The organism is Psychrobacter sp. CX90, from assembly GCF_057396305.2.
In genome coordinates this window covers 1,166,446-1,191,542 of record NZ_CM182008.1, presented here as the reverse complement: position 1 = coordinate 1,191,542, position 25,097 = coordinate 1,166,446, and the positions used below count along the sequence as shown (strand labels likewise).

The following is a 25,097-nucleotide window of genomic DNA, read 5'->3' as shown; positions in this document are numbered from 1 at the left end:
ATTTACCTATCCGTTATTTATGGGGTGTCATACTAGATTTAATCACTGAAAGTTAGTGCGTGTATAAAGCATACAGTTTGCCCATAAAAGATGACATTACAGTTAAGCGCGGATGACAAATTGATGATTCTGTTGAATAATTAATTTAAAAACTGACAAAAAACTAACATAAAAGATTCTCAAACACTCATACGGTCACAAATTAACATAGCTCGTTAATTAATTTATAAATATATACTCTACTCTTACAATTTAGAAATAATTTATTAGCATTATCAATACAGTTCGAAAATAAGTGCATGAACCTTTAAACACAACAAATACATTTACAGCATCATTATATATTTGGTTCATTCGAAATACGTTTTAAAACAAATTGGTGGTTAGTTATGAAATTTAAAGTTATCGGACCAGTTGCAGCATTAGTAATTACTATAGGAAGCGCAGTTTTGGTTTATGGTAACCAGAATAATAATAAAGACCATGCACTAGCAAACATGAACTCGGAAGAGAACTCCGACTCTTTGAGTGAATCGTCACTAGCCAACCATAATTTATCCACCACTATATCTCATGAAAACAAAAGTGCCGATACTGATAACGATAGCGCAACTATAATGCCTACAGACGATATGTATATTACTGAGCCTGAACTAAAAGACAGGCTTAATGAAATACGTAAGCGTCGTCCTGAACTGGATCTCAGTCTAGCGCAGCTAAAAGCGCTTATAAATAAACCAGATGCTTGGCAGGCAGATAGCTCTATAGCAAGCAAATTAGGCAACAAGTTAAAACCAGGTGATGCTGAAGACGGGAGGGTATTTATTCGCTTTGATCCTGTCAAAATTGAGACACTTGTACCCAATGACAGATTAGAAATGCCTATCCCACATATGAATGATACCTTCACTATGGTGGTTGAAGAGGTTGACAATGATGACCCTGATATAACCGTATGGCGAGGCAAACTTGAAGATTTTGATAGTATTAATCGAGTTAATATTATTCAAGGTCATGAAAATGGTAAAACAGTAAGCCACATTGGTATTAATACTCCTGAGGGATTTTATGTTACTGATGTCTTTGATGATAAAGGCTGGATTGTACCAGGCGGTACACTGACAAACAAAGGCGGCGAAGTGATTATTCCTATAGATGAGAATGGCATTGCAGGAGAGCCTGAACAGCATGGCTTACACTAGGAGGTTAATGCGTAAACTTCAGATAATTGTTAATCATAGTAAGCACAGCCAACTAAAAATTTGCTAAAAAATAATACCAATATCACTAGATATGCACGATGAAGAACGTTAACTATGTAATAAACAAGTTTGACTAAATAAAATATATGAGAAGTTCTTTAGAATATTTGAGTATACCAATTTAGTTAATGTCAGGTAATAATGAGATGATGTCAACATCAGCTTAAAGCCAAGCTTTCATTATTATTAATATATCAAACTTATGGCGACAACTTGTCATAAGAAAGTTGTTAGGTTTGATGGCAACCAGTAAGACTTTCACTCTACTTTATTATATTCAATTAAGGGAATGGTTTATGAGTAATCGTAAAAGTATAACTAACTTAGTAGCTGGTTCAGCATTACTGCTTGGCGCCTCATCTGCATTTGCTGCTGATAACAATAATACGACCTGTCAAGATGCAGGAACCTATTGTGATGAAGTATCTCATGAGACTATTGATCTGCTTGCCTTATATGATCAAGATACTGTTGATTATTATGGTAGTGAAAAATTTGTGACAACAATGCTAAAAGGCTGGGAGGAAGACGTTAACTCCTTTTATGCCAATAGTGGTGTAGGTTTAAAACTTCGTATTGTCGGTAAGGAGTTCTACAACTCTTCGGCAAGAACTCCTTCAGACCTATTGACTGAAATTCGCGGCAGTCGCTATGTTGATGAGCGTCGTAATGCTATTGGTGCAGATTTTGTGACGCTTATTCAAAATGTACCTGCCTATGACGGTCGTTTTAAAACCTGCGGTGTTGGTTATACATCAGTGCACAAAAGTGCAGCATATAGTGTGGTTGGTGCTGACTGTGGGTCATTAACACTGGCTCATGAGATGGGTCATAACATGGGTTTATTACATTCTCGTCAGCAAGGCGATACCTCTGGTACTCGTTATGCATATGGTCTTGGTCACGGTATTATGGGACGCTTCTCAACTATCATGGCCTATCCTCAGTCTTATAATACCAGAAACCAGATTGGTGTCTTCTCTAATCCAAATCTAAAATGTTCTGGATATGCATGCGGAGTGCCAGCTCAGTATTCTAATAGTGCTAATGCTGTGTTAGCCATTAATAATGTCCGTCAAGAAGTTAGTGAATTCAACCCCACCAAAACGTACTATTAAGATAAGGTTAAGATAAGTGGGATTAGCGTACAGCAATCTTTTATTAAGACTGGTAAGGCGCAACGTTTCACATAACCACACGTACTCTGACATTTTTTAATTAAAATAATGTTTAATCGAAATCATGACCAAAAAACCCCATTAACATATTTAATGGGGTTTCTTAATACGTTAAATACAGTACATTAAAGGACTGAGCTGATAAAAGTGTAAATAGCCCTGATTATAAAAGGGTATGTTGATGCCGCCATCGGCATAGACGTTTAGCGTAGTAGCAGGGTGGGCGTCGTTGTTTTAGTTAATAACTTTGTTGTGGTGCTGCCTACAAAAAACTGTCGCCATTTGCTATGTCCATAAGCACCAATGACTATCATACTGATGTTCTTGTCTTGTTGAAATTTAGTTAGGGCTGAAACCACATCGTTATTATAAAGCTTAGCATCTATAATATGCGTCGTTACATCTAACCCAGCCTCTTTCATTTGTTTTTTGGCTTTATAAAGCTCGTTCTCATTTTGAGTGTCACTATGCCCAACCATAACAATATGTCCCTCCATAGCGGGCGAGATTTTACTCTCACAAATGATATTTACCGCTTTTTTTGCCGTTGAACTACCATCAAAGGCAAGCATGTATGAGGTAGGGGGTATAAAAGTATCTGAACATACTAAAATTGGCACATGCATAGCACGAACAACGTTTTCTATCTGACTGCCAATATTTACCCCCTTATTACCTTCATAATGAGCAGATTCGCTTTGATGGTCTTGACCCCGTCTACCTAAAACAATAAGCCTTGTCTTATTGGAGAAATGCTCGATTGCTGGTAGCAGCTTACCTCGGCGTAAATGGGTGTGTACAGGCAGGGCATCATGGGTTAATGAGATATGCGATTTAGCATCGTAAACCAGCGCTTCCCCATGTTTATTAGCAATCCTTGATTGTTGTTCGTCTAATCTTGTTAATTCGTCAAGCAGAGTCCGGCGGCTATCCATACCAATCGACCCACTTAAATCATGTCTATTAGATTTAGGTACATCAATCACATGTAATAAAGCCACAGGTAAGTTTAAATGTGTCCCATACCAAGCTGCATAATCGCAAACCGACTGTGTCACATTAGAGCCATCAATACAGGCTAAAATAAGCGGGTCAGAAGACGATTTTATAGAGTTTGACATAGAGTATTCCTTTATTGCATTCCATGTTGCTATTTAATAAATTAGTCAATCAATGGGGCTTTAAGTCATATGAGAAGGTGTGGCGTTAAGTGACTAGTAACTATCTAGATTTAGAACTTAACTATTAAAAACTTAGCTATTTAGATGAGAACTTATTTTGTGAGAACTGATTGGTATAGTGTATCGTAATTTTTATAGTGTAACCTAATTAGGTATAGCCGCCTAGCATATTACTTATTTTCAATCGTATTAATAACTTGCAAACACCATCTTGGCAGATCAGGGTTAATGGCATACCACATCCAAGTACCGTGCCTTTCACTGGTTACTAATCCTGCATTTTTTAAATGGCTTAAATGGCGTGATACCGTAGGCTGAGGTTGGTTTAAATAAGTCGTTAAGTCACAAACACAAAGAGACTCACTGTCTCGAAGCAGCAAAACAAGATTTAGCCGAGTAGGGTCGCTTAACGCTTTAAAAAAGGCAGGGGCTTGCTGTGACATAAAAAGCCTATCAAATGTCTAAACATGTATATATTCGGATATGCGAATATAGTATAATTCTACTTAATAAATTTGGTAGCACTATGCTTAAGAATATATATGGCTAAAAAATATGGCCAATAACACCAATAAAAGTAATGAGAAAGTTTTGTTGCTACAACCCTCATTTGTAATTAAAAGTCTTAATAGCTAAAAATTGCTAAACAGCACTTTGGTCAACAATACTTTGGTAAACAGCATTAAGGGTATTAAGATTTTATCGGTTTTTAATTGCTTTTTAATAGTAGCACACCTTCGAGTTTAAGCCCATATAGGTCAGGCTTATCGTTAGGAGGTGTAGTAATAACCCAAAAGATGATTTCATTATGTTAATTGCAGCGCTAATTTTTATTATTACTTTAGTATTCGTTATTTGGCAACCGCGTGGGTTAGGCATTGGCATTAGCGCAACAGTCGGTGCTATTGTTGCTTTGCTCATGGGCGTTATTAGTTTTAATGACATCCCGGTGGTGTGGGATATTGTCTGGAATGCGACATTTGCATTTATCGCTGTGATTATTATTAGCTTACTGCTTGATGAGTCTGGGTTTTTTGAATGGATAGCCCTGCATGTTGCTATCATTGGGGGTGGAAGTAGCAAAAAGCTATTTGCTTTGATCGTATTATTGGGTGCCGTCGTTGCCGCCTTATTTGCTAACGATGGTGCAGCCCTGATTCTCACGCCTATTGTTATTGCCATGCTGATTCGTATGCGAGTGTCTGCCGCCACAACGCTTGCTTTTATCATGGCAGCTGGCTTTATCGCTGATACCGCAAGCTTACCTTTAGTGGTGTCAAATCTTGTCAATATCGTATCTGCTGACTTTTTTAATATCTCTTTTGATGACTATGCCAAAGTGATGGTACCGGTTAACTTAGTATCTGTATTAAGCTCTCTGGTTGTGCTGTACTATTTTTACCGTCGTGATATTCCACAATCGTATGATGTGAGTATGCTTCCTGCCCCAAACTCTGCCATCAAAGATAGTGCAACCTTTAAGATAGGATGGATTGTGTTGTTTGCGCTACTAGTTGGGTTTTTTGTATTAGAGCCTATGGGTATTCCTATTAGTCTTATAGCAGCAATAGGGGCGGCAGTGCTACTTGCGGTGGCTTCATTTAATAAAAAATTGCCGGTTGTTAAGGTCATTAAGGGTGCCCCTTGGCAGGTGGTTGTTTTTTCTTTAGGCATGTATTTGATTGTATATGGTCTTAAAAACGAAGGGTTAACTCAATATTTGACAGCTGCGTTAAATTATTTAGGCGACCAAGGATTATGGGCAGCAGCCCTTGGCACTGGTTTTATGTCAGCAGGTTTGTCCTCCATTATGAATAATATGCCTACCGTATTGATCCAATCATTAGCAATCGCTGATACAGCTCAACCGGCATTGATTCAACAAGCAATGGTATATGCTAACGTCATTGGCTGTGATTTGGGGCCAAAAATAACCCCCATTGGTTCCTTAGCGACCTTACTTTGGTTACATGTACTTGCCAGTAAAGATGTACAGGTCACATGGGGCTACTATTTTAAAGTTGGCGTTGTATTAACGGTCCCCGTGTTATTTGCTACGCTGTGTGCATTAGTGATATGGCTAGGTATTTTGGGTTAGTAGTGGGTCAATTTTCGTTCGTTTGAGTATGGTTATTTAAATTTTTCATATGTAAATATTATGGGGCAGGAGGCTGATTCAATCTACAAAATAGCCTAAGTAAATATTAAACTTTGATAAGATCAACTAGGCCTTATGCTCATTCAAGGTTTACATCGCACATATTTTTAATGATTTAACAAACAATTTTTGATAAGGGCTAATACTAATGTCAAAAGAAACTGAAACACATCCTTTAAAAGTCCTATATATTTGCACTCATAATCGCTGCCGTAGTGCCTTATCTGAAGCCATTACTAATCAAAATGGCCAACATCGGTTCATAGCTAAGAGTGCAGGAAGTGCGCCGGCGGGCGAGGTTCATCCACTGACGTTAAAATATTTGTCAGAATCAGGCTATTGTATAGATGGATTGACCAGCAACTCATGGGATGACAAAGATTATATGGGTGACTTTGAGCCTGATATATTAATAACGGTGTGTGACAATGCCGCAGGCGAGAGCTGTCCTTTATGGCTTGGTAAATTGCCCAATATGGTTAAATTGCATTGGGGGCTGAATGATCCTTCAAAGAATACGGATGATGAAGCACAAACCCAGAAAAACTTTGCAGAAGCTATAGCGATTATTGAGCAGCGAGTGTCAACACTTTATGAAATAGCAGATATGCCAAATGATAAGCGTCAAAAAGCCCTATTAGAATTAAAAATAGCCTAAGCAAATAAAATTATTATCCAATAAAAAATCCAATAAAAAATTCTTATTACTCCATCATCATTCAGCGAAAAACCCTATATATAATCCATAATAAAAACTTTACTCCTATGAAAAATATACCCAAAAAACCAACCTTACCTGAAACTTTGGATCCTGAGCTACCAAATATTGATGCCGGACAGTTTCGTATACCAACCATGGAGGATTTGCAAAGAGAACACACTACCCATGCACCCAAATTTTTATTACTTTATGGTTCGTTACGAGAGATATCCTATAGCCGTTTAGTGGTAGAGGAGAGCGCAAGAATACTCACCGCTATGGGCGCTGAGGTTAAGATATTCAATCCGTCTGGGCTGCCACTACCTGACGATGAGGATGATACTCACCCTAAGGTAGCACAATTGCGTGAGTTGGTTCAGTGGAGTGAGGGCATGGTCTGGTGTTCTCCGGAACGTCATGGTGCAATGACTGGCGTTATGAAAGCGCAAATTGATTGGATTCCTTTATCAATAGGGGCTGTACGTCCAACGCAAGGTAAGACTTTGGCAGTGATGCAAGTCAATGGCGGTTCGCAATCGTTTAATACGGTCAATCAATTGCGGATATTAGGACGATGGATGCGTATGCTAACGATACCGAATCAATCTTCAGTTCCCAAAGCATTTTTAGAGTTTGAGGATGTCACTGACCCTGAGGGAAATACGGTCAAAAGAATGAGGCGGTCAGGGTATTATCTGCGTATCGTCGATGTGTTAGAAGAACTGGTGCGTTTTACCCTCTTAACCCGTGATCATGCGAAATATTTAGTAGACAGATATTCTGAACGGGTAGAGAGTGCGGAAGAATTAATGAGACGGGTTAATGAGACGGAACGTTAAACCCGCTAAAAATCGAAATATCAAAATATAAATTACAAAAATAGCCTAAGCAAATATTTTTTTATACTCACAATCTTTAGCAATCATCTAGTATTAAACATCAACTACTACACATAAACCCTTTATTTATAAGCACACAGCTTAATTTAAGCGAAAATAGCCAATGATAGGTTATGATTAAAAGTTTTAAAATATTAATTAAATGCTCAGACTCAATCATTTATTCATCATAAAGATCATTATGAATCCATCCTTACGCAAAGTTTTTACCAACATTATCTTTGGTATATCACTATCAAGTTTATTAATTGGCTGTGCATCTGTATCGTATGATCAATCAAATAACCTTAACTATAATAATGACTTATCTAATCACGACACATTAAGGGGTATTGGTTATCCATCATATAAGGGGGTACGTCAAAAAGGGATGGTGCTGTTAGGAGATAATTACTCTTATAGGGTGTCGATTGGTGCCGATTATTTGCAAAAAATGACCCTGTTAGATGACAATTTTATAGATATAAAACAGCCAATTATTATATACAGATACCTTGATAAAAGCTTCCGCATGCGTTTAGCATTTCACTACACTAAGCCCAGTCATTTGTATACATCTGAAGAGCGCTCGATACTTGCTCAGCTATGTCCGTCTATACAACCTACGCAAATAGCAGGGTCTGATACAACAGACTATCCCTGCTATGCGTCGTTACAAGGGGGCATCTATACCCCTGTAGCTATTAGAGCAATATCTACTATGCATCTATCTTTGCCTAGCAATAATCCTACTAATCAGACCGCCATTGTCTCTACTGATATGAATGTTGATAAGTTGGCCGAAAATTATTTCTTAAAAGAAGGGCAACAAGTCGAGATAAGACAGCTCGGTTCTAAAAACTACAAAAATCAGCTAGAACATAGTGTAATTCCAATGGGTGTCGTGAAGGATGCGATAACACTACCACTGCAAATATTAAGGATAGGCAAAATGTTAGGAGATTTGTGAAATCCAGTTAATAAAAACTCTGCCATAACTGAACACACTATTTGGTATCAAGTTTGGGATAAGTTTACGCAAAATATTTGAAGGATGTGCCTAGAAAAAATCCATGGCCTACAGCTTAGGATAAAAGATGACGTTCTATGACTAAAATTATCAACATGTTGCCAATTATTTGACCAAAATTGTCTCGCGCGTTAATTAGGTCACACCTCCGAACACACCTCTCGTAAAGGCTTATAATATTTTATTTCAGAGGAGAGGGGTGTAGTACCTAAAAACAAAGCCCCTAAGGTCATTTCTTAGGGGCTTATTTATTGTTTTAGATTTCAATTTAGTTTGAATGTCTGAAACATTATTTGAATCGTTTAATCTTACCTCAATACTATAAAAAACTCTAAGGCTCATTTAAATAAAATAAAACTGCAAACCAATTAATTTAATATCCCATAGGCAATCAAAGCTTGAGCCACACGGTTATAGCCAGCAATATTTGCGCCAGACATATAATCAATCCAGTTATCACCGCTAAAGCCATATTCTTCGGCAGCAGCAGCGGCATCATCGTGGATGTTCTTCATAATGATCTGCAGCTGCTCATCCACATCCTCGAAGGTACGGTATTGACGCACAGAGTTTTGAGACATCTCTAAACCAGATACGGCAACGCCGCCTGCATTGGCTGCTTTACCAGGGGCATAATGCATCTTATTTTCACGCACAAAGTCAATGGCATCGGCATCCAGTGGCATATTTGCCCCTTCTACCACATACCTAATACCGTGCTCATACATATTTTTTGCATCTGCCGCAGTCACTTCATTTTGAGTAGCGCAGGGTATGGCAATATCGCCATCAAACTGCCAAGGCTTAGTACTGGCAAGCCAACTACCGTCGAATACCTGCTCATATTCAGCCAGTGGCTTGCGGGCTGCTTTTTGCCGTTTTACCCACTCAATCTTCTGTTGATCAAAGCCTGACTCATCATAAAGCGTTCCTTTTGAGTCTGATAGGGCAATGACTTTAGCCCCTAAAGCCATGGCTTTTTCAGCAGCATGAACCGCCACGTTACCAGCCCCTGATACCAATACAATCTTACCTTCCATTTTGTCATTATGTGCGTTTAGCATGTTTTGTAAGAAATATACAGCCCCGTAGCCCGTCGCTTCTGAGCGGCAAAGACTACCACCGAATCCAACCCCTTTACCTGTAAAAACGCCAGTAAATTCTTTGCTAAGATTTTTATACATAGCAAACATGTAATTCACTTCGCGGCTACTCACACCAATGTCGCCTGCTGGCACATCCATATCTTTGCCTATATGGTGAAACAATTCACGCACAAATGCATAGCAGAAGCGGCGGATTTCATTGTCTGACTTATCAGCAGGGTCAAAGTCAGAACCACCTTTAGCACCGCCCATTGGTAGGCCAGTTAACGCATTCTTAAAGATTTGCTCAAACCCTAAAAACTTTAAAATAGATTCGTTAACCGATGGATGGAAGCGAATACCTCCCTTGTAAGGGCCTAACGCGTTACTGAATTGCACTCGCCAGCCACGGTTGATTTGAATGTTACCTTCATCATCTTCCCAATTAATTCGAAAGCTAATAATACGGTCAGGCTCAGTTAGGCGCTCGAACACCTTATATTTTGCATAATTCGGATCGCGATCATAGACAACGTCAATAGTGCTAGCCACCTCTTTGACAGCCTGAATAAATTCAGGCTGATGTGGATAGCGCTCTTCAACTTTTCGAATGACGGCTTGCATACTCATAGGCACTGTCCTTATTGATTAAGTTTGAGTTAAAGTTGGATTCATCGTCATTGAATTGTCACTAATTCCAATAACTTGTAACCCATTAGATCTATTATTAACAAATTTGGAAGCTGATTGAAGATACAATTTCTTTAGCATTATACTCATTTGTATTTTATTTTTTATAATCCCAAAGTTTTTATAATCCCAAAGTAGAATGCTAATATAAACCTTGACCATCTTTGGCATTTAATCGCAAAAAGTATAAGCCCGATACGATAGTGAGAATTCCCATTACCCAAAATGTACTCTGAAAAGCAGTCATAATATCCAATTTAATTCTATCGCTAAACACAGTCAATATCGCTGCACCAAATGCAATGCCAAAGCTCATTGCCAATTGCTGGTTAACTGCCATTAGGCTGTTTCCGCTACTGGTTTGCGTTCCTTTTAAGTCGCCAATAGTGATGGTATTCATGGCACTAAATTGCATTGAATTACAAGCTCCCATTATAAGCAATAATGGAACATACCAGTACCAAACCACTTGCTCGTCAAGCTGAGCAAGTAACAAAATTAAAATACCAAGTAAGGTCGTATTTGCTACCAATACTTTACGATAAGAAAAGCGCTGAATAATTTTGCTAACAAATGGCTTTATGCCCATAGCGCCTACGGCAATAGGAGTTAGCAGCCAGCCTGCCATTGAGGGTGTGTATTTAAATCCAACCTGAAACAATAACGGTAGCAAATAGGGCACTGCACTGATACCTAATCGGGTAAATAAATTACCTGTAATACCAACTTTAAAGGTGCGTACTGAAAACAGTGATAAAGGGAATAAAGCGGATTGATGGTGGCGAGCATGAAACACATACCCTATTAATAGTGCCAGTCCAAATACTATTAACATCACACCTACTAGCATCTCGTCAGGCTTTGAGACCATCTCAACTGCTAAGGTCAACAATCCCGCGGCCAAGGCAAATAATATAAAGCCTTGCCAATCCAGACGCCCTGTTTGTTCACGCAAATCTGGTATCAGCTTAAAACCAAGCACAAGACCCAATAGCCCCATGGGTATATTGATTAAAAATATCCAGTGCCAGCTAGTATATTGAACAATGTAACCCCCCAGCAGAGGCCCTATAAGCGGTGCTATTAAAGCAGGAATAACGGCAAAGTTCATCACAGTTAATAACTGGTTGCGGGGATAGGACTTTACTAGAATCAACCTTGCTACCGGTGTCATCATGGCACCGCCAATGCCTTGTACCACTCTAGACGCAATTAAAATATTTAAATTAGTGGACATAGCACAAAGTACGGAGCCAATACAAAAAATTAATATAGCCAGCAAAAATGTCTTACGAGTGCCATATTTATCAGCTACATAGCCACTAATAGGGATAAACAGAGCTAAGGTTAAAGCGTAACTAATAACTGCCCATTGCATTTTTAGTGGCGACTCACCGAGTGCTTGAGCCATCACTGGTAGCGCAGTATTTAGTATGGTGGCGTCTAAAATCTGCATAAAGAGAGCAACAGCGAGAACATATGGCAGAAATTTGGTTTGAGAAGGTGTTAGTTTGAATTTTGGATCGGTATCATTCGTTAAAGATGTTGGCGTTATTGATGTTTCAGACATAAGGCGACCTAAATATTTAGGTATGTTCAAATATAAACGGTGTTAACTCACTATGTTATCATGAAGATTGCTTAAACTATTTTGTATTAATGTTAGCACAGATTAATTAATCCCCTCTTACGCTAAAAGTGAAGTATTAACTGTTGTAAAATACTACCATTTATCAATACTTAGACCCTGTATCCATAAGCTAGAGTTAGGATGTTTTTAGAATAAAATGAGACACTACCAAGCACCATTAAGTTAAAGGCTTGGGTTGAATAGTCATTCTACTTAATGTTAATTTAAAGAAGTAGGGGCTTATTTTGGCAAAAATAACCAATTGTAGGTTGTGAAAAGTTGTGAAGACAGGTTCTTAGATAACAATAAATTTAGAGTTAGGTTGCTTTTTTCGACTCTACAAAATCTTAATTGTCACAAATAGCCTCAATCACTTTGTCCGGTCTTTTTACCCAAATGCCGTGCTGATTACCTTTAAGATCAGCATCGAGCTTTACTCTAACAATCTTAGAAGTGGCACAAAGATCGGCGAGTTTTTGGGTTGCTTTTAAGGGAGCAAAGTCATCGCCAATGATGTTGATATATAGACCCCGGCCTTTTTTACTGTCCATTTGTTGAGTTATAAAATCAAATTTATTCGTAAGAGCGATTCTGCACCAATTGTGCATCATCGTCTTGGCTTCTCGTTCACCTAATCCAATCTTGTTACCTGGCAAAAACCCGTAAATCCTTATCAAAGCTTGAATAACAGCAACTGCCTGAAAGATTCTAATTCGTCCACGACCCTCCCAGCTTTTATAATGGGTACTACCACAAGCGATACCTATGACAGGTACATTGTGAATGGCTGAATAAATAGTACCAAGATGACCACCCAAACTATGTCCCACTAAAACGATATCGTTGTTTGGCGTATGCGCTTTGGCTTTTTCAACCAACTGATGCACAAAATGATTTACCAGTTCATCGTAGCCGTAATCAATGCCTCGTTTTATATGTGGCATATTTTCACCACAATTTGGATAATCGGCATAGATAACAGTAAACCCTTTTTCAGTCAAACCTTTAATAAGCTTTCCATATTTTTTTATGGTTACGCCAAGCGCATTTAGCATGATTAGGGTTGTTTTCGAGGCTGTTTCATCAAAAGAGTGGGCAAGGTGGTTATCAATTGACGGAGAGGCTATATTGACATTAACGGGGTAACGGCCTTTGCTGGTCATAAATTGGAAGCTACTCATATTAGATTGTCCTTAATCTTGTTCAAAAGAGTTTAAAATTTTAAGCGTTTATTTAGTTTTATAATTAATAAAGTAATATGCCAACCCACAATAGCAATCTTAAGTGTCATTATCTATAGAATAACGCAAGATAAGAATTAAGAACCTGTATTCATAAGCTAGAGTTAGGGAGTGTTTAGAATAAAATGAGACAATACGAGGTACCATTAAGTTAAAAGCTTGAAAGTTAAAAGCTTGGTTTGAATAGTCATTCTATTTAATCTTAATTTTAAAGAAGTAGAGGCTTATTTAGGCAAAAATAGCCATTTGTAGGTTGTGAAGACAGGTTCTAATAGTGTTAATAAATCCGTTCACAGTAACAGCGATCTTAACAAGCATTATGTTGATTATAGCGAACAGAAAAGTTTAATGATTAGCTTAAAAGCTGAGTATCTAAACCAATAACTAGCTTTCATGGGCATCTCATTCATGTCTTTTCCATATCAAAAAACTTACCTATTTTTAAAAAAACATAGGCTAACGATAACCCTAATATTCCACCTATTAAAATGGAAAATAATATTTGCTTAAGTGTTAAAGCTGCAGTTTGGTATAGTCCTATCAATATCATTAAGGAAATGGGAAGATTAATGACTAATCCAGTGACCAAACCGGGCGAATATTTTTCCAATACAATCGTTGATAATAAATGTGGTAAAAAAACATTCAAAAGAATCATTCCTGCAAAACCCGAAATGACTAAATAATACAACTCTTCAGTATAATAAAAATCTTTTGAATAGCTAATAAAAAATCCTAAAATTGAAAATAGTATTATAGCTATTGCAAACTGTTTGGTAGAGACAGGTTTGTGAATATACGAAGGGATTGAGTGAGTCCATTTCTCCATACCTAAAACTTCTTCAATGTTATGCAGTGTAAATGCAATCGGTAACATCAGAATTAAAATATAGAGTTCCATTTGAATACTCGTTTTACTAAATTTAGATAATAAAGTCTCATAAAGTTATTAGTCAAATCTCAAGCCAGCATAGCTACCTTAACCGCCATTATCCATAGAATAATACAAGATAAAAAATAAAGCGCAAAGCGGTGCATGACCTTGTTGTAGGTGCACTGCACTACGCTATGTAACGCTCTAAGGATAACATAAGCCCAAGCCAGCTTGAGCATCCAATCATTAGAGGAAAGTAAATCATGAGTACGATACTGTTCAGACGCAAGACATAGCACATAAAATAAAACGGGCATTTCAAACAGATTTTTTAAATTATTCGATGGAAGATTAATTGCATCGGGTAATACAGAATTAACTTTTTCAGGGGTATCAATGGATTGGGGATCCAAGTTATGTTTATTGAGGTAGTTTAAGCGTTTGACGTACATAAACCCCCACACGCCTGCAGTTACGCCAATCATACCGATTATGGGTTGTATAAAGTTTGCCATGTTGAGTCCCTGTTTAGTCACTACCTTAATCATTATTGTCCTGTTTATAGGGATTATAAGTCGCGCCTTTAGAGAAAGCATTGACATATATCAAGACGCACTCAGGGTATCAGTCAATTTGACGTTATAGATTTTTGTCGCTAGTGGTGTATTGACGCTTTATTCGGCTCAGCGTCTCAGGCGTTATACCCAGATAGGAAGCAATATGTAAGCTTGGCATTTGCTCAATGATTTTTTTCGGGGCTGTATTAATAAAGGTCTCATAGCGCTGAAAAGCGGTTTGTAATTGCAACATTCTAAGGCGGTCTTCCATTGAGCGATAATGACGAATAGTTAATTCCAGTTTTAATCTATATTGCCATTCGCCTAATTGATCGAGGGCTTTTAGCGGTATCTGATAGCCACTACATTTGGTGACGGCTTCGGCAGTTTCTGAAGCTATTATCAAGGGTTGTGTGATTCCAGCAAGTTGCCAGTATTGAGAAACGACATAGATAGGCAAGACTAACGAATCGTCACATAAAAACCGCAGATTAACCTCGAGGGTATTTGATAGGCTATCAGATTGATCATACACTCGAACTAGACCAGACTTGAGTAGGAACATACTTTTTACCGTTTGGCCTTTGCTATAAATACGTTGGTTCTTTTCAAACTTAGTTAGCGGGATTTTTGGAAATTGATTGATTGATTCAATGAGTTTAATGCTATCTTGCTCATCTATATCAGGTAAATAAAGCGATAACAGCGCTTTTAAATAGTTATCCATTAATATCAATACCTTATGTGGAAGCTTGTCAATAAAATTTAGTATAGGTACTCGGCACTGTAGTTATCTATTTTCGAAATCAGTTAATAAAGAAGCCATTAAAATAAACTAATTAGGACTTACTACCTATTAAGAACCATTGGTTAAACAAACTGTACTGCTTTTGATGTATTGATAGACTATCATCCTATAATAATATTGCTAACATATCGTTAATAAAAATTAGGAAAAAATATGAATAATACTTCTTCAAATGAGTCAAACAAACAATCAGCCAATCAGACTACTACTAACAATGCTAACTATACGCCACCAAAAGTATGGCAACCTGTCGAAGGTAATGGCGGTAAGTTTGCCAATACTAATAAACCAACGGCGGGTGCAAGACAGCATCAAACCCTGCCGAAAGGGGAGCATCCGCTACAGTTATACTCATTAAACACACCTAATGGCGTTAAAATTAATATTTTATTAGAAGAGCTAGCTGAACTGGGCATTAAAGGAGCTAAATATGATGCCTTTTTGATTAATATTATGGAAGGCGATCAGTTTGGTTCAGACTTTGTCGAGATTAACCCAAACTCTAAAATTCCCGCTTTAGTAGATTATACAAACAAAGATACTCCGGTGAATATCTTTGAGTCTGGTGCAATAATGATGTATTTGGCTGAGAAATTTGAAACGTTTATTCCTTTAGCGACCGATAATCCTATTGAACGAGCAACTTGCCTAAGCTGGATTATGTGGCAAATGGGAAGCGCACCTTATGTGGGTGGCGGATTTGGACACTTTTATAACTATGCACCTTATCCGATGCAGTATCCGATTGATAGATTTACTATGGAAACTAAGCGCCAATTAGATGTTCTGGATAAACATCTTGCGAATAACGAATATATGTTGGGTAATGGGGAGGGGTTCTATTCGATTGCCGATATGATTATCTGGCCTTGGTATGGACGTTTGGCGCTTGATGAGCTGTATGATAATGCTGGAACGTTCTTAGAGGTTCAAAGTTATACCCATTTACAGCGATGGGCAAAGCTAATAGCCAGCCGTCCAGCGGTGAAAAGGGCAGTTGAATTGGAGCTACGCCCAATAAATAAGTAAATAAATCATACCTATAAATAATTAGCGAACTGCAAAAGTGTTAAATTTTAATCTCATATGGTATCTCGTAGTCATTATAATTGGTATAGTCGCTACCACAGCTCGTCGCGGTAGTGATACGACTAAGGCGTTAACTTTAATCCTGTTAACGTCAGTAGTGGGATACATGATTAGGGCTTATCCATTCTTTAAATATAGTGCATACCTTTTGACAGCTCTAATTTTGTTCTTTGCTGTTGCTATAATGACTAACTATTTTTTGTCCTTGCTAAATAAGTAACGCTTAAATAAGACCTAAAGTCATAATCCTCATTTTTTAGATTGCATAACTTTAAAATTCTTTATTTAAAGTTTAAAAAGATAATTTACTACATTTTTACTATTTTCTTAAATGGGTAGTAGACTAACTAGCTCATCAAACGCTTGGTTGAAAAAGACCAATCCTTAATGTATCAGGTAATGTAGTTAATAATAGATAACTGACTATTGGTCGTTCATGAAACTGTCACATTTATCGCTAATAATAGGGAATACTATTCTAAATGGTTGAAAATAAAACACCTATTTAAAATAGTTGTGTTATACTATGCGCCTTGCTGATTGATAACATCGCCCGCAATTGTCGTCTGGAGAAGACACCATTTAAAATTGTTGCCGATGATTTTGCTATTAGCTATATCTTTAACACTTTGTATTAATTAATAATTTAAAAGATTAAACAGTGTTTTATAGCTAATAATTTCACGGTAACAACCACCAAAATACGTTTTTAGTTTGTACATCGGATGTACATTTTAAATAACGCTTATCTGTGTTGTGCCTTAAACTTCTAACTGTTCACTATTTGCCTTCAGCATTGGCAATATATTATAGTGTCAGTGATTAAATGGACACACATTTATGTCAAATTTAGACAATCCCTTAGACAACGCTCTTAACAACTCTTTAGATACTGCCAATACCAATGAGCCTACTGGCGTTATCAAAACTGATGACGATTTAAGCTTTGTTGACTTAGAATTAGCCCCTGAGCTAATCGATGCGTTAACGGCTAGCGGTTATGAAATGCCAACACCTATTCAAGCCCAAGCTATCCCGCCAGCGATGGCTGGTCGTGACTTGTTGCTATCTGCACAGACGGGTAGTGGTAAAACAGCTGCATTTGTATTGCCTATGCTTGATAAAATTATCCGTGATAAAGCGACCAATCAGGTTGTACATACTGTTATCTTAACGCCAACGCGTGAGCTAGCTAACCAAGTCAGTGATAGTGTACGTCAATACAGCTCAAAAACACGTAATATCTTCAGTGTACCCTTAGTGGGCGGCGCACCTTATGGTGGTCAAATCCGTGCGTTAAATAAAGGTGTTCAGGTTATTATTGCGACACCAGGTCGTTTTATTGATCACATGAACTCTGGTCGAATTGATTTATCACAATTAGATATTCTAATTCTTGATGAAGCTGATCGCATGCTTGATATGGGCTTTGCGGATGATATCGAAAAAGTAATGAAAGCGGCGCCTAAAACTCGCCAAACTATTATGTCATCTGCAACTTGGGATGGTCCAGTAGGTAAAATTGCTGCCAGCTTTACTAACAACCCTGAACGTATTGCGATTAAAGTTGAAACAGCTCACATTGATGAGTCTGTATATTATGCAGATGATTTCAATCATAAAAATCGTATTTTAGATAAGCTACTTACTGAAAAAGACGTCAATCAAGCCATTGTTTTCGCAGCGACCAAGCGTAGCTGTGAAACCTTAGCTAAAAGCCTAAAAGAACAAGGCTATAAAGCCAGCTTTTTACACGGTGATTTACCACAAGCCAAGCGCACCCGTATTATTAATGACGTAAAAGCGGGTAAGATTACTATTTTAGTCGCTACTGATGTAGCCGCTCGTGGTATCGATGTTAGTGGTATTACCCACGTATTTAACTACGACTTACCACGTCAAACTGAAGACTACGTCCATCGTATCGGTCGTAGTGGTCGTGCGGGCCGTACTGGTGTTGCTATCAACATTTGTAGCATTGATGACCGTCCACAACTCGAAGCCATTAATCGTTATCTTAAACGTACTATGCCAGTTGAAGAGATTGAAGGCATGGAACCTAAAAAGAATACTAAAGATATGAAGGTTGGTACTGCTTCTAAGAATGGTCGTGGTGGTAATCGCCGTGGTGGACCAGGGTCAGGTAACCGTCGTGGTGGTAATGGCGGCGGTGGGTATCGCGGCAAGACGTCAAATAGCGAAGGCGGTCGTAGTGGTAATTCAGACAGCAAGCCAGCTGGTGCAGGAGCAGGTCGTCGCTTTGGCGGTAACAAACCTGCTGGTGCGGGCGGCGGTGCAGGTAAGCCTTCAGGTCAACGTCGTGGTGGCCCATCACGTTCAGGCTCAAGCGAAGGTCGTCCAGCACGTCGCAGTAGCAACGGCTAGTTATAGGCAGTTATAAACCGTCATAAATATTAGATGAAAGTACTAGAAACAAAAAAAGACCAGATTTATTAATCTGGTTTTTTTTGCTGAATTAATTAAAGTGAAGTAAACAACGCTTTTACATTATAGTCAAAGAAGTCTAAAATGGTTACAAGGCAACCGAGTGCAAGTACTACTGGAGTAGGCTTAACGAGGTTAACGCCGTAACCGTTTAGTAGTTCGCTGACTATACTTAAATTACTGAGCCTTAGGATAGTATCTGCAAACAACATGACTCTAATACCAAATCAAAAAAACTAGGAACGAATACCTCACAAAATATCGTAAGCTCAGTGGGTTAAATACTGCTAAATTATTTTTATGAAAGAGTAGGGGGATTAGGATGACTCTCAACATTAAAGTGCAAGGTGCTATTTAATATTAAGGTGCTATTTAACATTGAGGATAGCCTACGGCAACTTCAACCACATCGATACGTGACCCTTTTTCTCGTCCTTGTTCAGGATTAAAAGCGTGAACAGCTAGTCCACCCATCGCCGTTTCTTTATATTTGTCCATCATATCAGCACCCGTTGCCTTCATTGTAGCAATGGCCTTATCTAGTGATACATGATGCTCACCATCTCCGCGGCTTGCCAGCCTTGCGGCATTAATTGCTTTTACTGCACCCATTGCATTACGCTCAATACAAGGAATTTGAACCAACCCGCCAATTGGGTCACAGGTTAAACCCAGATTATGCTCAATACCAATTTCTGCGGCATTGGTACATTGGGATGGAGATAAACCCATCACATGTGCCAGACCAGCAGCGGCCATGGCACAGGCTGAACCTACCTCACCTTGGCAACCTACCTCGGCACCTGATATCGATGCATTTTGTTTGATGATTGTGCCAATAGCTGCTGCGGTTAATAAAAATTCCCTTACCCCTTGTGGGCTATAACTTTGTAAAAAGTCACGGTAATAATGTAGTACGGCAGGAATAATACCAGCTGCGCCATTCGTAGGCGCGGTAACAACACGTCCGCCATTGGCATTTTCTTCATTGACCGCTAATGCAAATAAATCCACCCAGTCCATCGCCATCAGTTTATCTGTGTGATGTAGCGGGTTTTCAAGCTCACGCATTAGTTGCTCATACAGCGTTTTTGCCCGACGTTTTACTTTTAAACCACCTGGTAGAACTCCTTGTCCTTGACAGCCATTTTTAACACATTGTTGCATCACTTCCCAGACATCATCTAAATAGCTATTGATGGTATTTTCATCACGAATGGACAGCTCATTGGCCATCATAATTTGACTAATTGTCAGATTATTTTTTGCACATAGAGAGAGCAACTCATTTGCATTGGCAAAGGGGTAGGGTACGGTTGAATCACTGGTAATGGCGACACTATCCGCTTGATGTGCGTTCGTTTCTTCTTCATAGCATTCAACTAGGGGCGTCTCAAACTCCTCTTCTGTCGCTACAAAGCCGCCACCAATTGAATAGTAGATTTTACTTAAGCTTTTACCGCCACTGTCGTAACCACTAAAGCTTAGACCATTTGGATGATGTGGTAAGCTGGTTTGAGGATGCCATACGATATCAGTGTCGTAGTCAAAAACAATTATATTCTTATGATCCAAATTAAGCTGATTGCTATTTAACACTGGTGCAAGATAGTCTGGCACTTTATTGCTGTCAATGGTGTTGGCTTTAAAACCTAATAGACCTAATATACAAGCGGTATCTGTCGCATGACCTTTGCCTGTAGAAGCTAAGGATCCAAATAAATCTACTTGTATTCGTCTAATATTATGCAGCCCTAATTGCTGATCTAACTCCTCAAGAAACAAGCCAGCAGCGATCATCGGACCCATAGTGTGTGAGCTGGATGGACCAATACCAATTTTGAACATATCAAATAAACTAATCATTTAAAATTATTCCAGATTTATAGATTGAAACTTTACTTCGAAATGCATACTTATAGATAAATATTTTGATCATTATAACTAATTATTATGTGTAAAAATTATATTTTGTATAGACAATTGATATTTGAAATTATAGTCCAAATTAAAAACTTAAATGGTTGAAAAAATATATCTTGTCATTAAACCTTCGTTAAATAATATTAATATCAGTGGTAAATTTGTTATTAATTTAGCGTTCATTTGAAATTCCTATATTTGTCTAGGTTTAGGATAATCGCTGAAACTCATGCTATTACTCGGAACAGTACTTACTCCTAAACTCTTAAATTCACAAATTTATGTTAATGTTGTTACTGATATTTTCAAAAGTTAAATTTACAGGTCGTAATGTTTTCAAATACTATAAAAATACCGGTTCGAGTCGGATTTAACGTTAAGATAAATTTAATAACGTTGATTTTTTGATAAATTTAAATTAATGAATAATGAGTTATAAATAATTACTAATGCTAATAAGGATAAATAATATGAAAGACTTTAAATTAGTTATCAATGGAAACTTAGTCGAAACATCAGACCATTTTGATGTTATTAACCCAGCAGATAAATCTGTGGTGGCTAGAGCCCCTAAAGCGACTGAGCAACAACTTAATGATGCCGTTGCTGCTGCTAAAGAGGCATTTGTCAGTTGGTCTAAACTTGCGCATACTGAGCGTCGTGATTTGATATTAAAGCTTGCTGATGCTGTCGAAGAGCATGCTGATGAGCTAAAAGAGCTACTGACTAAAGAGCAGGGTAAGCCTCTACAAGGCTTTGCTAATCTGGGCGCAGGTTTTGAATTCGAAGGTACTTTAAATTGGATGCGCACCACTGCGGATTTTGAAATTTTGCCAGAAATTATTGAAGATAACGACACAATGCGGATTGAAATTCATCATAAGCCGCTGGGGGTTGTTGGGTCTATTACCCCATGGAACTATCCTCTATTAATCAGTATTTGGCATATTATTCCTGCAATGCTAGCGGGCAATACGGTTGTTATGAAGCCCTCTGAAATGACGCCTTTAACTATGCTGCGCTTTGGAGAGATAGCTCAAGATATTCTGCCTGCGGGTGTTCTAAACATTGTGGCAGGAGATGGAAAGTTGGGAGCGTTAATATCCTCGCATGATGACATTCGTAAAATTGTATTTACAGGGTCAACACCTACCGGTAAAGCAATTATGAAAAGTGCTTCTGGCAACTTAAAACGTTTAACTCTTGAACTAGGAGGTAACGATGCAGGGATTGTATTAGAGGATGTTGATGTTGCTGAGATTGCTGAGAAGATTTTTGCCACCGCCTTTATTAATAATGGTCAGACCTGTGCTGCTCTTAAACGACTTTACGTTCATGAAGCTATCTATGATGAGATGTGTAATGCGCTAACAAAAATAGCTACCAGTATGAAGGTGGGTAATGGCATGGATCAAGATACAGATCTTGGCCCATTGCAAAACGAACAACAATTAAACATTGTGAAAGATCTTGCAAAAGATGCTAAAGAACGTGGTGCTAACTTCCTATGTGGCGGTCAGGCGATTGATGAAAAGGGATATTTCTATCCTCCTACATTAGTCAGTAACATTGAAGATGGTGCCAAGCTTGTAGATATCGAACAGTTTGGTCCTATCCTGCCAATTGTTAAATTTAATGATATTGAAGACGCTATCGCCAGTGCAAATCGCCTTTCTGTCGGCCTTGGTGGCTCAGTATGGTCAAAAGATCTAATAAAGGCAAACGAAATAGCTGCTCGCATGGAGTGTGGTACCGTGTGGATTAATAATCATGCGGCAGTACTACCTATTGCGCCATTTGGTGGTGTGAAAGACTCGGGCTTTGGGGTTGAATTTGGCAAGGAGGGACTGGCTGAATACACATCAATTCATACCATTCACACTTATAAATAGTGTTAATAAATTGCAGAAATGCTCAAATTAATAAAGTTGTGGATTAAGCAATGGGTTATTTAAATAATTTAATACTTTCCTTCTTATTAACCCACCTTTAACCGCTATTTTTAAAAAAAGGGTTGGTAGTTGATTCTACCAACCCTTTTTAGTATGTTGAATGTAGTCAAAGCACTTAAAATAAATACAGGGAAACTGATTGAAATTACTCCCATTGGAGGATAAATGAGGTTAACTCCGTAGCAACTTATAAGTTCGCTGACTATTTGTAAATAGCTATTTATATTACTAGCATTGTATTACCAGCAAGATTAATGTTTGCTTAGAAAATCAGCTTATACCTGATTTAAAAAATTGCTTAGTAAGCGTTTTGCCCCTTCAGTCGCAAATGATTCAGGATGAAATTGCACACCTTGTATAGGATATTGCTTATGGCGTAACCCCATAATTTCATCCCCAGCTTTTGCCCGTGCGTCTAAACTCAAATCTTGGTTATCTTTATTATCCACTACTGCGGTCACCTCTAAGCACTGCGGTAAGGTCTCAGCTTTTACCATCAGGGAATGATAACGCATAATTTCAATATCTTGGGGTAATCCCTGATATACACCAAGCTCGTTATGAAAAATAGGCGAGGTTTTACCGTGCATAGGTATACTTGCTAAAACGACATCTCCTCCAAAAACATGGGCTATGCCTTGCATACCTAAGCAAACCCCGAGCAGGGGTATAGTCGAGCCAAGCTCACGAATAACCTCGCCACAGATACCGAAATAAACAGGATCATCAGGCGAACCAGGACCGGGAGATATGATAATACGATCGTAATTTTGCTCTTTAATATCTTTTAAGCTAACTTCATTATTACGTCTAACAGTAACACTGTTTTTAACCTCATCTTTATCCAGTTCAGTCTGCAATATCTCGCCAACATATTGGTATAAATTAAAGGTAAATGAGTCGTAGTTGTCTATTATTAATACATTCATTGTTTGCATTCCCAAATTATTTACATAAAGCTATCGAGCACTACCTTCATAGCAGACAATTTACGTTGGATCTCTAAGTACTCATCTTCTGGATTGGAATCATAGACATTACCACCACAGGTTTGAGCATAAGCAGACTCGCCATTAATAAACAAGCTGCGAATCGGGATAGCAAAAATGCAGTCGCCATTAAAATTAAATGAGCCTAATGCTCCGCCATAAGCACCTCTGCCATCTGGTTCTAGCTCATTAATAACCTTAATGGCTTCAATTTTTGGAGCGCCAGATAAAGTGCCTGCGGGAAAGTTACTTGCCAAAGCGCTAAACATATCTTCATCTGGATGCAAAATACCGACTATTTCTGATGAAATATGCTGTACATGCGAGAAGCGTTTTATGTCCATGAGGCTGCGAACTTTCACTGTGCCAAACCTAGCCACACGTCCGATGTCATTGCGATGCAAATCAACAAGCATGTTATGCTCAGCAATCTCTTTTTCATCATTTAATAGGGTTCGTGCTAATTGACGGTCTTCCACTTCATCTTTACCACGCTTTGCTGTACCCGCTAAAGGGTACGTCTCCATTTCCCCTTGACGTAATCTAAATAACAGCTCTGGAGAAGCACCAATAATACGCTGGCACCCAAACTTTAAATAATACATGTGCGGTGATGGGTTTACTTGGCGTAGTTTCTGATAAATTGGGATATGATCTCCAACTATTTTATAATTGGATTTAAAACCAACCTCACATTGGAAGATACGTCCTGAAATAATATCTTCTTTAACCTGCATAACCGCTTTGGCATGCGCCTCACGGCTCATACCATCGCCAATAAACTCAACTGAGGGGGCAGTGTAAGTGGGCGTTTCCGCTTTTAGAAATTCTTTTACTATGTCAATGCGATTGTTTTGCTGCTCGGTGGGGTAGTAGAAATAGAAAATTTCACCCGTCATTTTATCTAGCGTTAGTCCATCTAAATAAACGCCAAATTTAAAGACTTCAAAATGTTCACTTGCTTTAGCATTCAGACTCGGCTCGAAAAAGTTGACACTATCATAGCCCAAATACCCGACTAAACCGCCGGTTTGATCACGTGCAATGACGTGCTGAGGGGTAATTTCACGCAGCAATTGATAAGGATTATCTGTCTTATAATCTGTAATAACCCCTGTGGTGTTATTGGCAATTCTGAGAGTATGGCGGTCAGGCGCTGCAATGGTCATGGCTGGCGCAAAACCAATGGCATGATGACGTGACATATGGCTTTCTGCACCTAAAGATTCCAGTAAATAACAAGTCTCGAATTCGGCCTCTATACGTTTAAAAAGTTCAAAAAAATTAATATCTTCGGTTAATTTGATACGTACTGGCTTACTGGGGATTTGTATAGGAGAGGGCGTTTCTTTATGAGAGTGTGTGGTCATAAATAATCCGTGGCTAAAGTAAAGCAGTTGTTGAATGAGTTGAAGAGCGAGTCGTTG

The 25,097-nt window shown here is 38.4% G+C and carries 20 protein-coding genes; 9 read left to right on the top strand and 11 right to left on the bottom strand.

All coding sequences use genetic code 11. The features are described from left to right. Positions 1 to 389: 389 nt before the first annotated feature. Both AC2SLN_RS04690 and AC2SLN_RS04685 read left to right on the top strand, forming a co-directional pair. On the top strand, positions 390 to 1,202 hold the full coding sequence (locus AC2SLN_RS04690) for a protease inhibitor BamI-like protein (RefSeq protein ID WP_486548414.1): 813 nt from the start codon (positions 390 to 392) through the stop codon (positions 1,200 to 1,202). Between the two features lie 356 nt (positions 1,203 to 1,558). Continuing rightward, positions 1,559 to 2,380 carry a M12 family metallo-peptidase gene (locus AC2SLN_RS04685; protein WP_486548413.1) on the top strand — a complete coding sequence of 274 codons (822 nt, stop codon included), beginning with the start codon at positions 1,559 to 1,561 and terminating at the stop codon, positions 2,378 to 2,380. A 263-nt stretch (positions 2,381 to 2,643) separates the two neighbouring features. On the opposite strand, the gene AC2SLN_RS04680 is transcribed toward AC2SLN_RS04685, so the two are convergent. Together AC2SLN_RS04680 and AC2SLN_RS04675 are read right to left on the bottom strand one after the other, a co-directional pair. Next, on the bottom strand, positions 2,644 to 3,561 hold the full coding sequence (locus AC2SLN_RS04680) for a universal stress protein (RefSeq protein ID WP_486548412.1): 918 nt from the start codon (positions 3,559 to 3,561) through the stop codon (positions 2,644 to 2,646). 230 nt (positions 3,562 to 3,791) lie between these two features. After that, positions 3,792 to 4,064: an ArsR/SmtB family transcription factor gene (locus AC2SLN_RS04675; protein WP_486548411.1), complete on the bottom strand. Its 273-nt coding sequence runs from the start codon at positions 4,062 to 4,064 to the stop codon at positions 3,792 to 3,794. A 365-nt stretch (positions 4,065 to 4,429) separates the two neighbouring features. Here AC2SLN_RS04675 and AC2SLN_RS04670 point away from each other — a divergent pair, with 365 nt between their 5' ends. The 4 genes from AC2SLN_RS04670 (at position 4,430) to AC2SLN_RS04655 (ending at position 8,327) form a co-directional block, all read left to right on the top strand. Beyond that, the gene (locus tag AC2SLN_RS04670) at positions 4,430 to 5,719 is read left to right on the top strand and encodes an arsenic transporter (protein WP_486548410.1); all 1,290 of its coding nucleotides are present in this window, start codon (positions 4,430 to 4,432) and stop codon (positions 5,717 to 5,719) included. Between the two features lie 208 nt (positions 5,720 to 5,927). Further along, positions 5,928 to 6,437: an arsenate reductase ArsC gene (locus AC2SLN_RS04665; protein WP_486548409.1), complete on the top strand. Its 510-nt coding sequence runs from the start codon at positions 5,928 to 5,930 to the stop codon at positions 6,435 to 6,437. 107 nt (positions 6,438 to 6,544) lie between these two features. Further along, positions 6,545 to 7,318 (top strand): arsenical resistance protein ArsH, encoded by a 774-nt coding sequence (arsH, locus tag AC2SLN_RS04660; protein WP_486548408.1) that lies wholly within the window; start codon positions 6,545 to 6,547, stop codon positions 7,316 to 7,318. Positions 7,319 to 7,559: 241 nt separating this feature from the next. Continuing rightward, positions 7,560 to 8,327, top strand: coding sequence for a YidX family protein (locus tag AC2SLN_RS04655; RefSeq protein ID WP_486548407.1), 768 nt, complete (start codon positions 7,560 to 7,562; stop codon positions 8,325 to 8,327). Between the two features lie 428 nt (positions 8,328 to 8,755). On the opposite strand, the gene gdhA is transcribed toward AC2SLN_RS04655, so the two are convergent. The 6 genes from gdhA to AC2SLN_RS04625 all read right to left on the bottom strand — a co-directional run bounded on the left by gdhA (position 8,756) and on the right by AC2SLN_RS04625 (position 15,191). After that, positions 8,756 to 10,102, bottom strand: a complete 1,347-nt coding sequence (gdhA, locus tag AC2SLN_RS04650; RefSeq protein WP_486548406.1) for an NADP-specific glutamate dehydrogenase — start codon at positions 10,100 to 10,102, stop codon at positions 8,756 to 8,758. A 202-nt stretch (positions 10,103 to 10,304) separates the two neighbouring features. Next, the gene (locus tag AC2SLN_RS04645; protein WP_486548405.1) at positions 10,305 to 11,732 is read right to left on the bottom strand and encodes a DHA2 family efflux MFS transporter permease subunit; all 1,428 of its coding nucleotides are present in this window, start codon (positions 11,730 to 11,732) and stop codon (positions 10,305 to 10,307) included. 407 nt (positions 11,733 to 12,139) lie between these two features. Further along, positions 12,140 to 12,973, bottom strand: a complete 834-nt coding sequence (locus AC2SLN_RS04640; protein ID WP_486548404.1) for an alpha/beta fold hydrolase — start codon at positions 12,971 to 12,973, stop codon at positions 12,140 to 12,142. Between the two features lie 466 nt (positions 12,974 to 13,439). Further along, on the bottom strand, positions 13,440 to 13,934 hold the full coding sequence (locus AC2SLN_RS04635; RefSeq protein WP_486548403.1) for an HXXEE domain-containing protein: 495 nt from the start codon (positions 13,932 to 13,934) through the stop codon (positions 13,440 to 13,442). 59 nt (positions 13,935 to 13,993) lie between these two features. Beyond that, positions 13,994 to 14,422, bottom strand: a complete 429-nt coding sequence (locus AC2SLN_RS04630) for an MAPEG family protein (protein ID WP_486548402.1) — start codon at positions 14,420 to 14,422, stop codon at positions 13,994 to 13,996. A gap of 124 nt (positions 14,423 to 14,546) precedes the next feature. Further along, complete coding sequence (locus tag AC2SLN_RS04625) at positions 14,547 to 15,191, bottom strand: Crp/Fnr family transcriptional regulator (protein WP_486548401.1); 645 nt, start codon at positions 15,189 to 15,191, stop codon at positions 14,547 to 14,549. Positions 15,192 to 15,425: 234 nt separating this feature from the next. Between AC2SLN_RS04625 and yghU the strand changes: the two genes are divergently transcribed. Further along, positions 15,426 to 16,301: a glutathione-dependent disulfide-bond oxidoreductase gene (yghU, locus tag AC2SLN_RS04620; protein ID WP_486548400.1), complete on the top strand. Its 876-nt coding sequence runs from the start codon at positions 15,426 to 15,428 to the stop codon at positions 16,299 to 16,301. Between the two features lie 900 nt (positions 16,302 to 17,201). Beyond that, entirely contained in the window at positions 17,202 to 18,746 is a 1,545-nt protein-coding gene (gene csdA / locus AC2SLN_RS04615; protein ID WP_486548399.1) for a DEAD/DEAH box helicase CsdA, read from the top strand. A gap of 432 nt (positions 18,747 to 19,178) precedes the next feature. On the opposite strand, the gene AC2SLN_RS04610 is transcribed toward csdA, so the two are convergent. Further along, a complete protein-coding gene (locus tag AC2SLN_RS04610) occupies positions 19,179 to 20,672 on the bottom strand; it encodes an L-serine ammonia-lyase (RefSeq protein WP_486548398.1) in 1,494 nt (497 codons plus the stop codon). Between the two features lie 527 nt (positions 20,673 to 21,199). Here AC2SLN_RS04610 and AC2SLN_RS04605 point away from each other — a divergent pair. Further along, positions 21,200 to 22,621, top strand: a complete 1,422-nt coding sequence (locus AC2SLN_RS04605) for an aldehyde dehydrogenase family protein (protein ID WP_486548397.1) — start codon at positions 21,200 to 21,202, stop codon at positions 22,619 to 22,621. A gap of 335 nt (positions 22,622 to 22,956) precedes the next feature. Here the strand turns inward: AC2SLN_RS04605 and AC2SLN_RS04600 are convergent, their stop codons facing one another. Both AC2SLN_RS04600 and AC2SLN_RS04595 read right to left on the bottom strand, forming a co-directional pair. Continuing rightward, positions 22,957 to 23,610, bottom strand: a complete 654-nt coding sequence (locus tag AC2SLN_RS04600; RefSeq protein ID WP_486548396.1) for an anthranilate synthase component II — start codon at positions 23,608 to 23,610, stop codon at positions 22,957 to 22,959. A 20-nt stretch (positions 23,611 to 23,630) separates the two neighbouring features. Beyond that, the gene (locus tag AC2SLN_RS04595) at positions 23,631 to 25,040 is read right to left on the bottom strand and encodes an anthranilate synthase component I family protein (RefSeq protein ID WP_486548395.1); all 1,410 of its coding nucleotides are present in this window, start codon (positions 25,038 to 25,040) and stop codon (positions 23,631 to 23,633) included. Positions 25,041 to 25,097 lie beyond the last annotated feature (57 nt).

What these genes read in the sequence shown, in the direction of transcription:
- AC2SLN_RS04690 (WP_486548414.1), top strand. Translation starts at nt 390, where the DNA reads ATGAAATTTAAAGTTATCGGACCAGTTGCAGCATTAGTAATTACTATA.
- AC2SLN_RS04685 (WP_486548413.1), top strand. Translation starts at nt 1,559, where the DNA reads ATGAGTAATCGTAAAAGTATAACTAACTTAGTAGCTGGTTCAGCATTA.
- AC2SLN_RS04680 (WP_486548412.1), bottom strand. Translation starts at nt 3,561, where the DNA reads ATGTCAAACTCTATAAAATCGTCTTCTGACCCGCTTATTTTAGCCTGT.
- AC2SLN_RS04675 (WP_486548411.1), bottom strand. Translation starts at nt 4,064, where the DNA reads ATGTCACAGCAAGCCCCTGCCTTTTTTAAAGCGTTAAGCGACCCTACT.
- AC2SLN_RS04670 (WP_486548410.1), top strand. Translation starts at nt 4,430, where the DNA reads ATGTTAATTGCAGCGCTAATTTTTATTATTACTTTAGTATTCGTTATT.
- AC2SLN_RS04665 (WP_486548409.1), top strand. Translation starts at nt 5,928, where the DNA reads ATGTCAAAAGAAACTGAAACACATCCTTTAAAAGTCCTATATATTTGC.
- arsH (WP_486548408.1), top strand. Translation starts at nt 6,545, where the DNA reads ATGAAAAATATACCCAAAAAACCAACCTTACCTGAAACTTTGGATCCT.
- AC2SLN_RS04655 (WP_486548407.1), top strand. Translation starts at nt 7,560, where the DNA reads ATGAATCCATCCTTACGCAAAGTTTTTACCAACATTATCTTTGGTATA.
- gdhA (WP_486548406.1), bottom strand. Translation starts at nt 10,102, where the DNA reads ATGAGTATGCAAGCCGTCATTCGAAAAGTTGAAGAGCGCTATCCACAT.
- AC2SLN_RS04645 (WP_486548405.1), bottom strand. Translation starts at nt 11,732, where the DNA reads ATGTCTGAAACATCAATAACGCCAACATCTTTAACGAATGATACCGAT.
- AC2SLN_RS04640 (WP_486548404.1), bottom strand. Translation starts at nt 12,973, where the DNA reads ATGAGTAGCTTCCAATTTATGACCAGCAAAGGCCGTTACCCCGTTAAT.
- AC2SLN_RS04635 (WP_486548403.1), bottom strand. Translation starts at nt 13,934, where the DNA reads ATGGAACTCTATATTTTAATTCTGATGTTACCGATTGCATTTACACTG.
- AC2SLN_RS04630 (WP_486548402.1), bottom strand. Translation starts at nt 14,422, where the DNA reads ATGGCAAACTTTATACAACCCATAATCGGTATGATTGGCGTAACTGCA.
- AC2SLN_RS04625 (WP_486548401.1), bottom strand. Translation starts at nt 15,191, where the DNA reads ATGGATAACTATTTAAAAGCGCTGTTATCGCTTTATTTACCTGATATA.
- yghU (WP_486548400.1), top strand. Translation starts at nt 15,426, where the DNA reads ATGAATAATACTTCTTCAAATGAGTCAAACAAACAATCAGCCAATCAG.
- csdA (WP_486548399.1), top strand. Translation starts at nt 17,202, where the DNA reads ATGTCAAATTTAGACAATCCCTTAGACAACGCTCTTAACAACTCTTTA.
- AC2SLN_RS04610 (WP_486548398.1), bottom strand. Translation starts at nt 20,672, where the DNA reads ATGATTAGTTTATTTGATATGTTCAAAATTGGTATTGGTCCATCCAGC.
- AC2SLN_RS04605 (WP_486548397.1), top strand. Translation starts at nt 21,200, where the DNA reads ATGAAAGACTTTAAATTAGTTATCAATGGAAACTTAGTCGAAACATCA.
- AC2SLN_RS04600 (WP_486548396.1), bottom strand. Translation starts at nt 23,610, where the DNA reads ATGAATGTATTAATAATAGACAACTACGACTCATTTACCTTTAATTTA.
- AC2SLN_RS04595 (WP_486548395.1), bottom strand. Translation starts at nt 25,040, where the DNA reads ATGACCACACACTCTCATAAAGAAACGCCCTCTCCTATACAAATCCCC.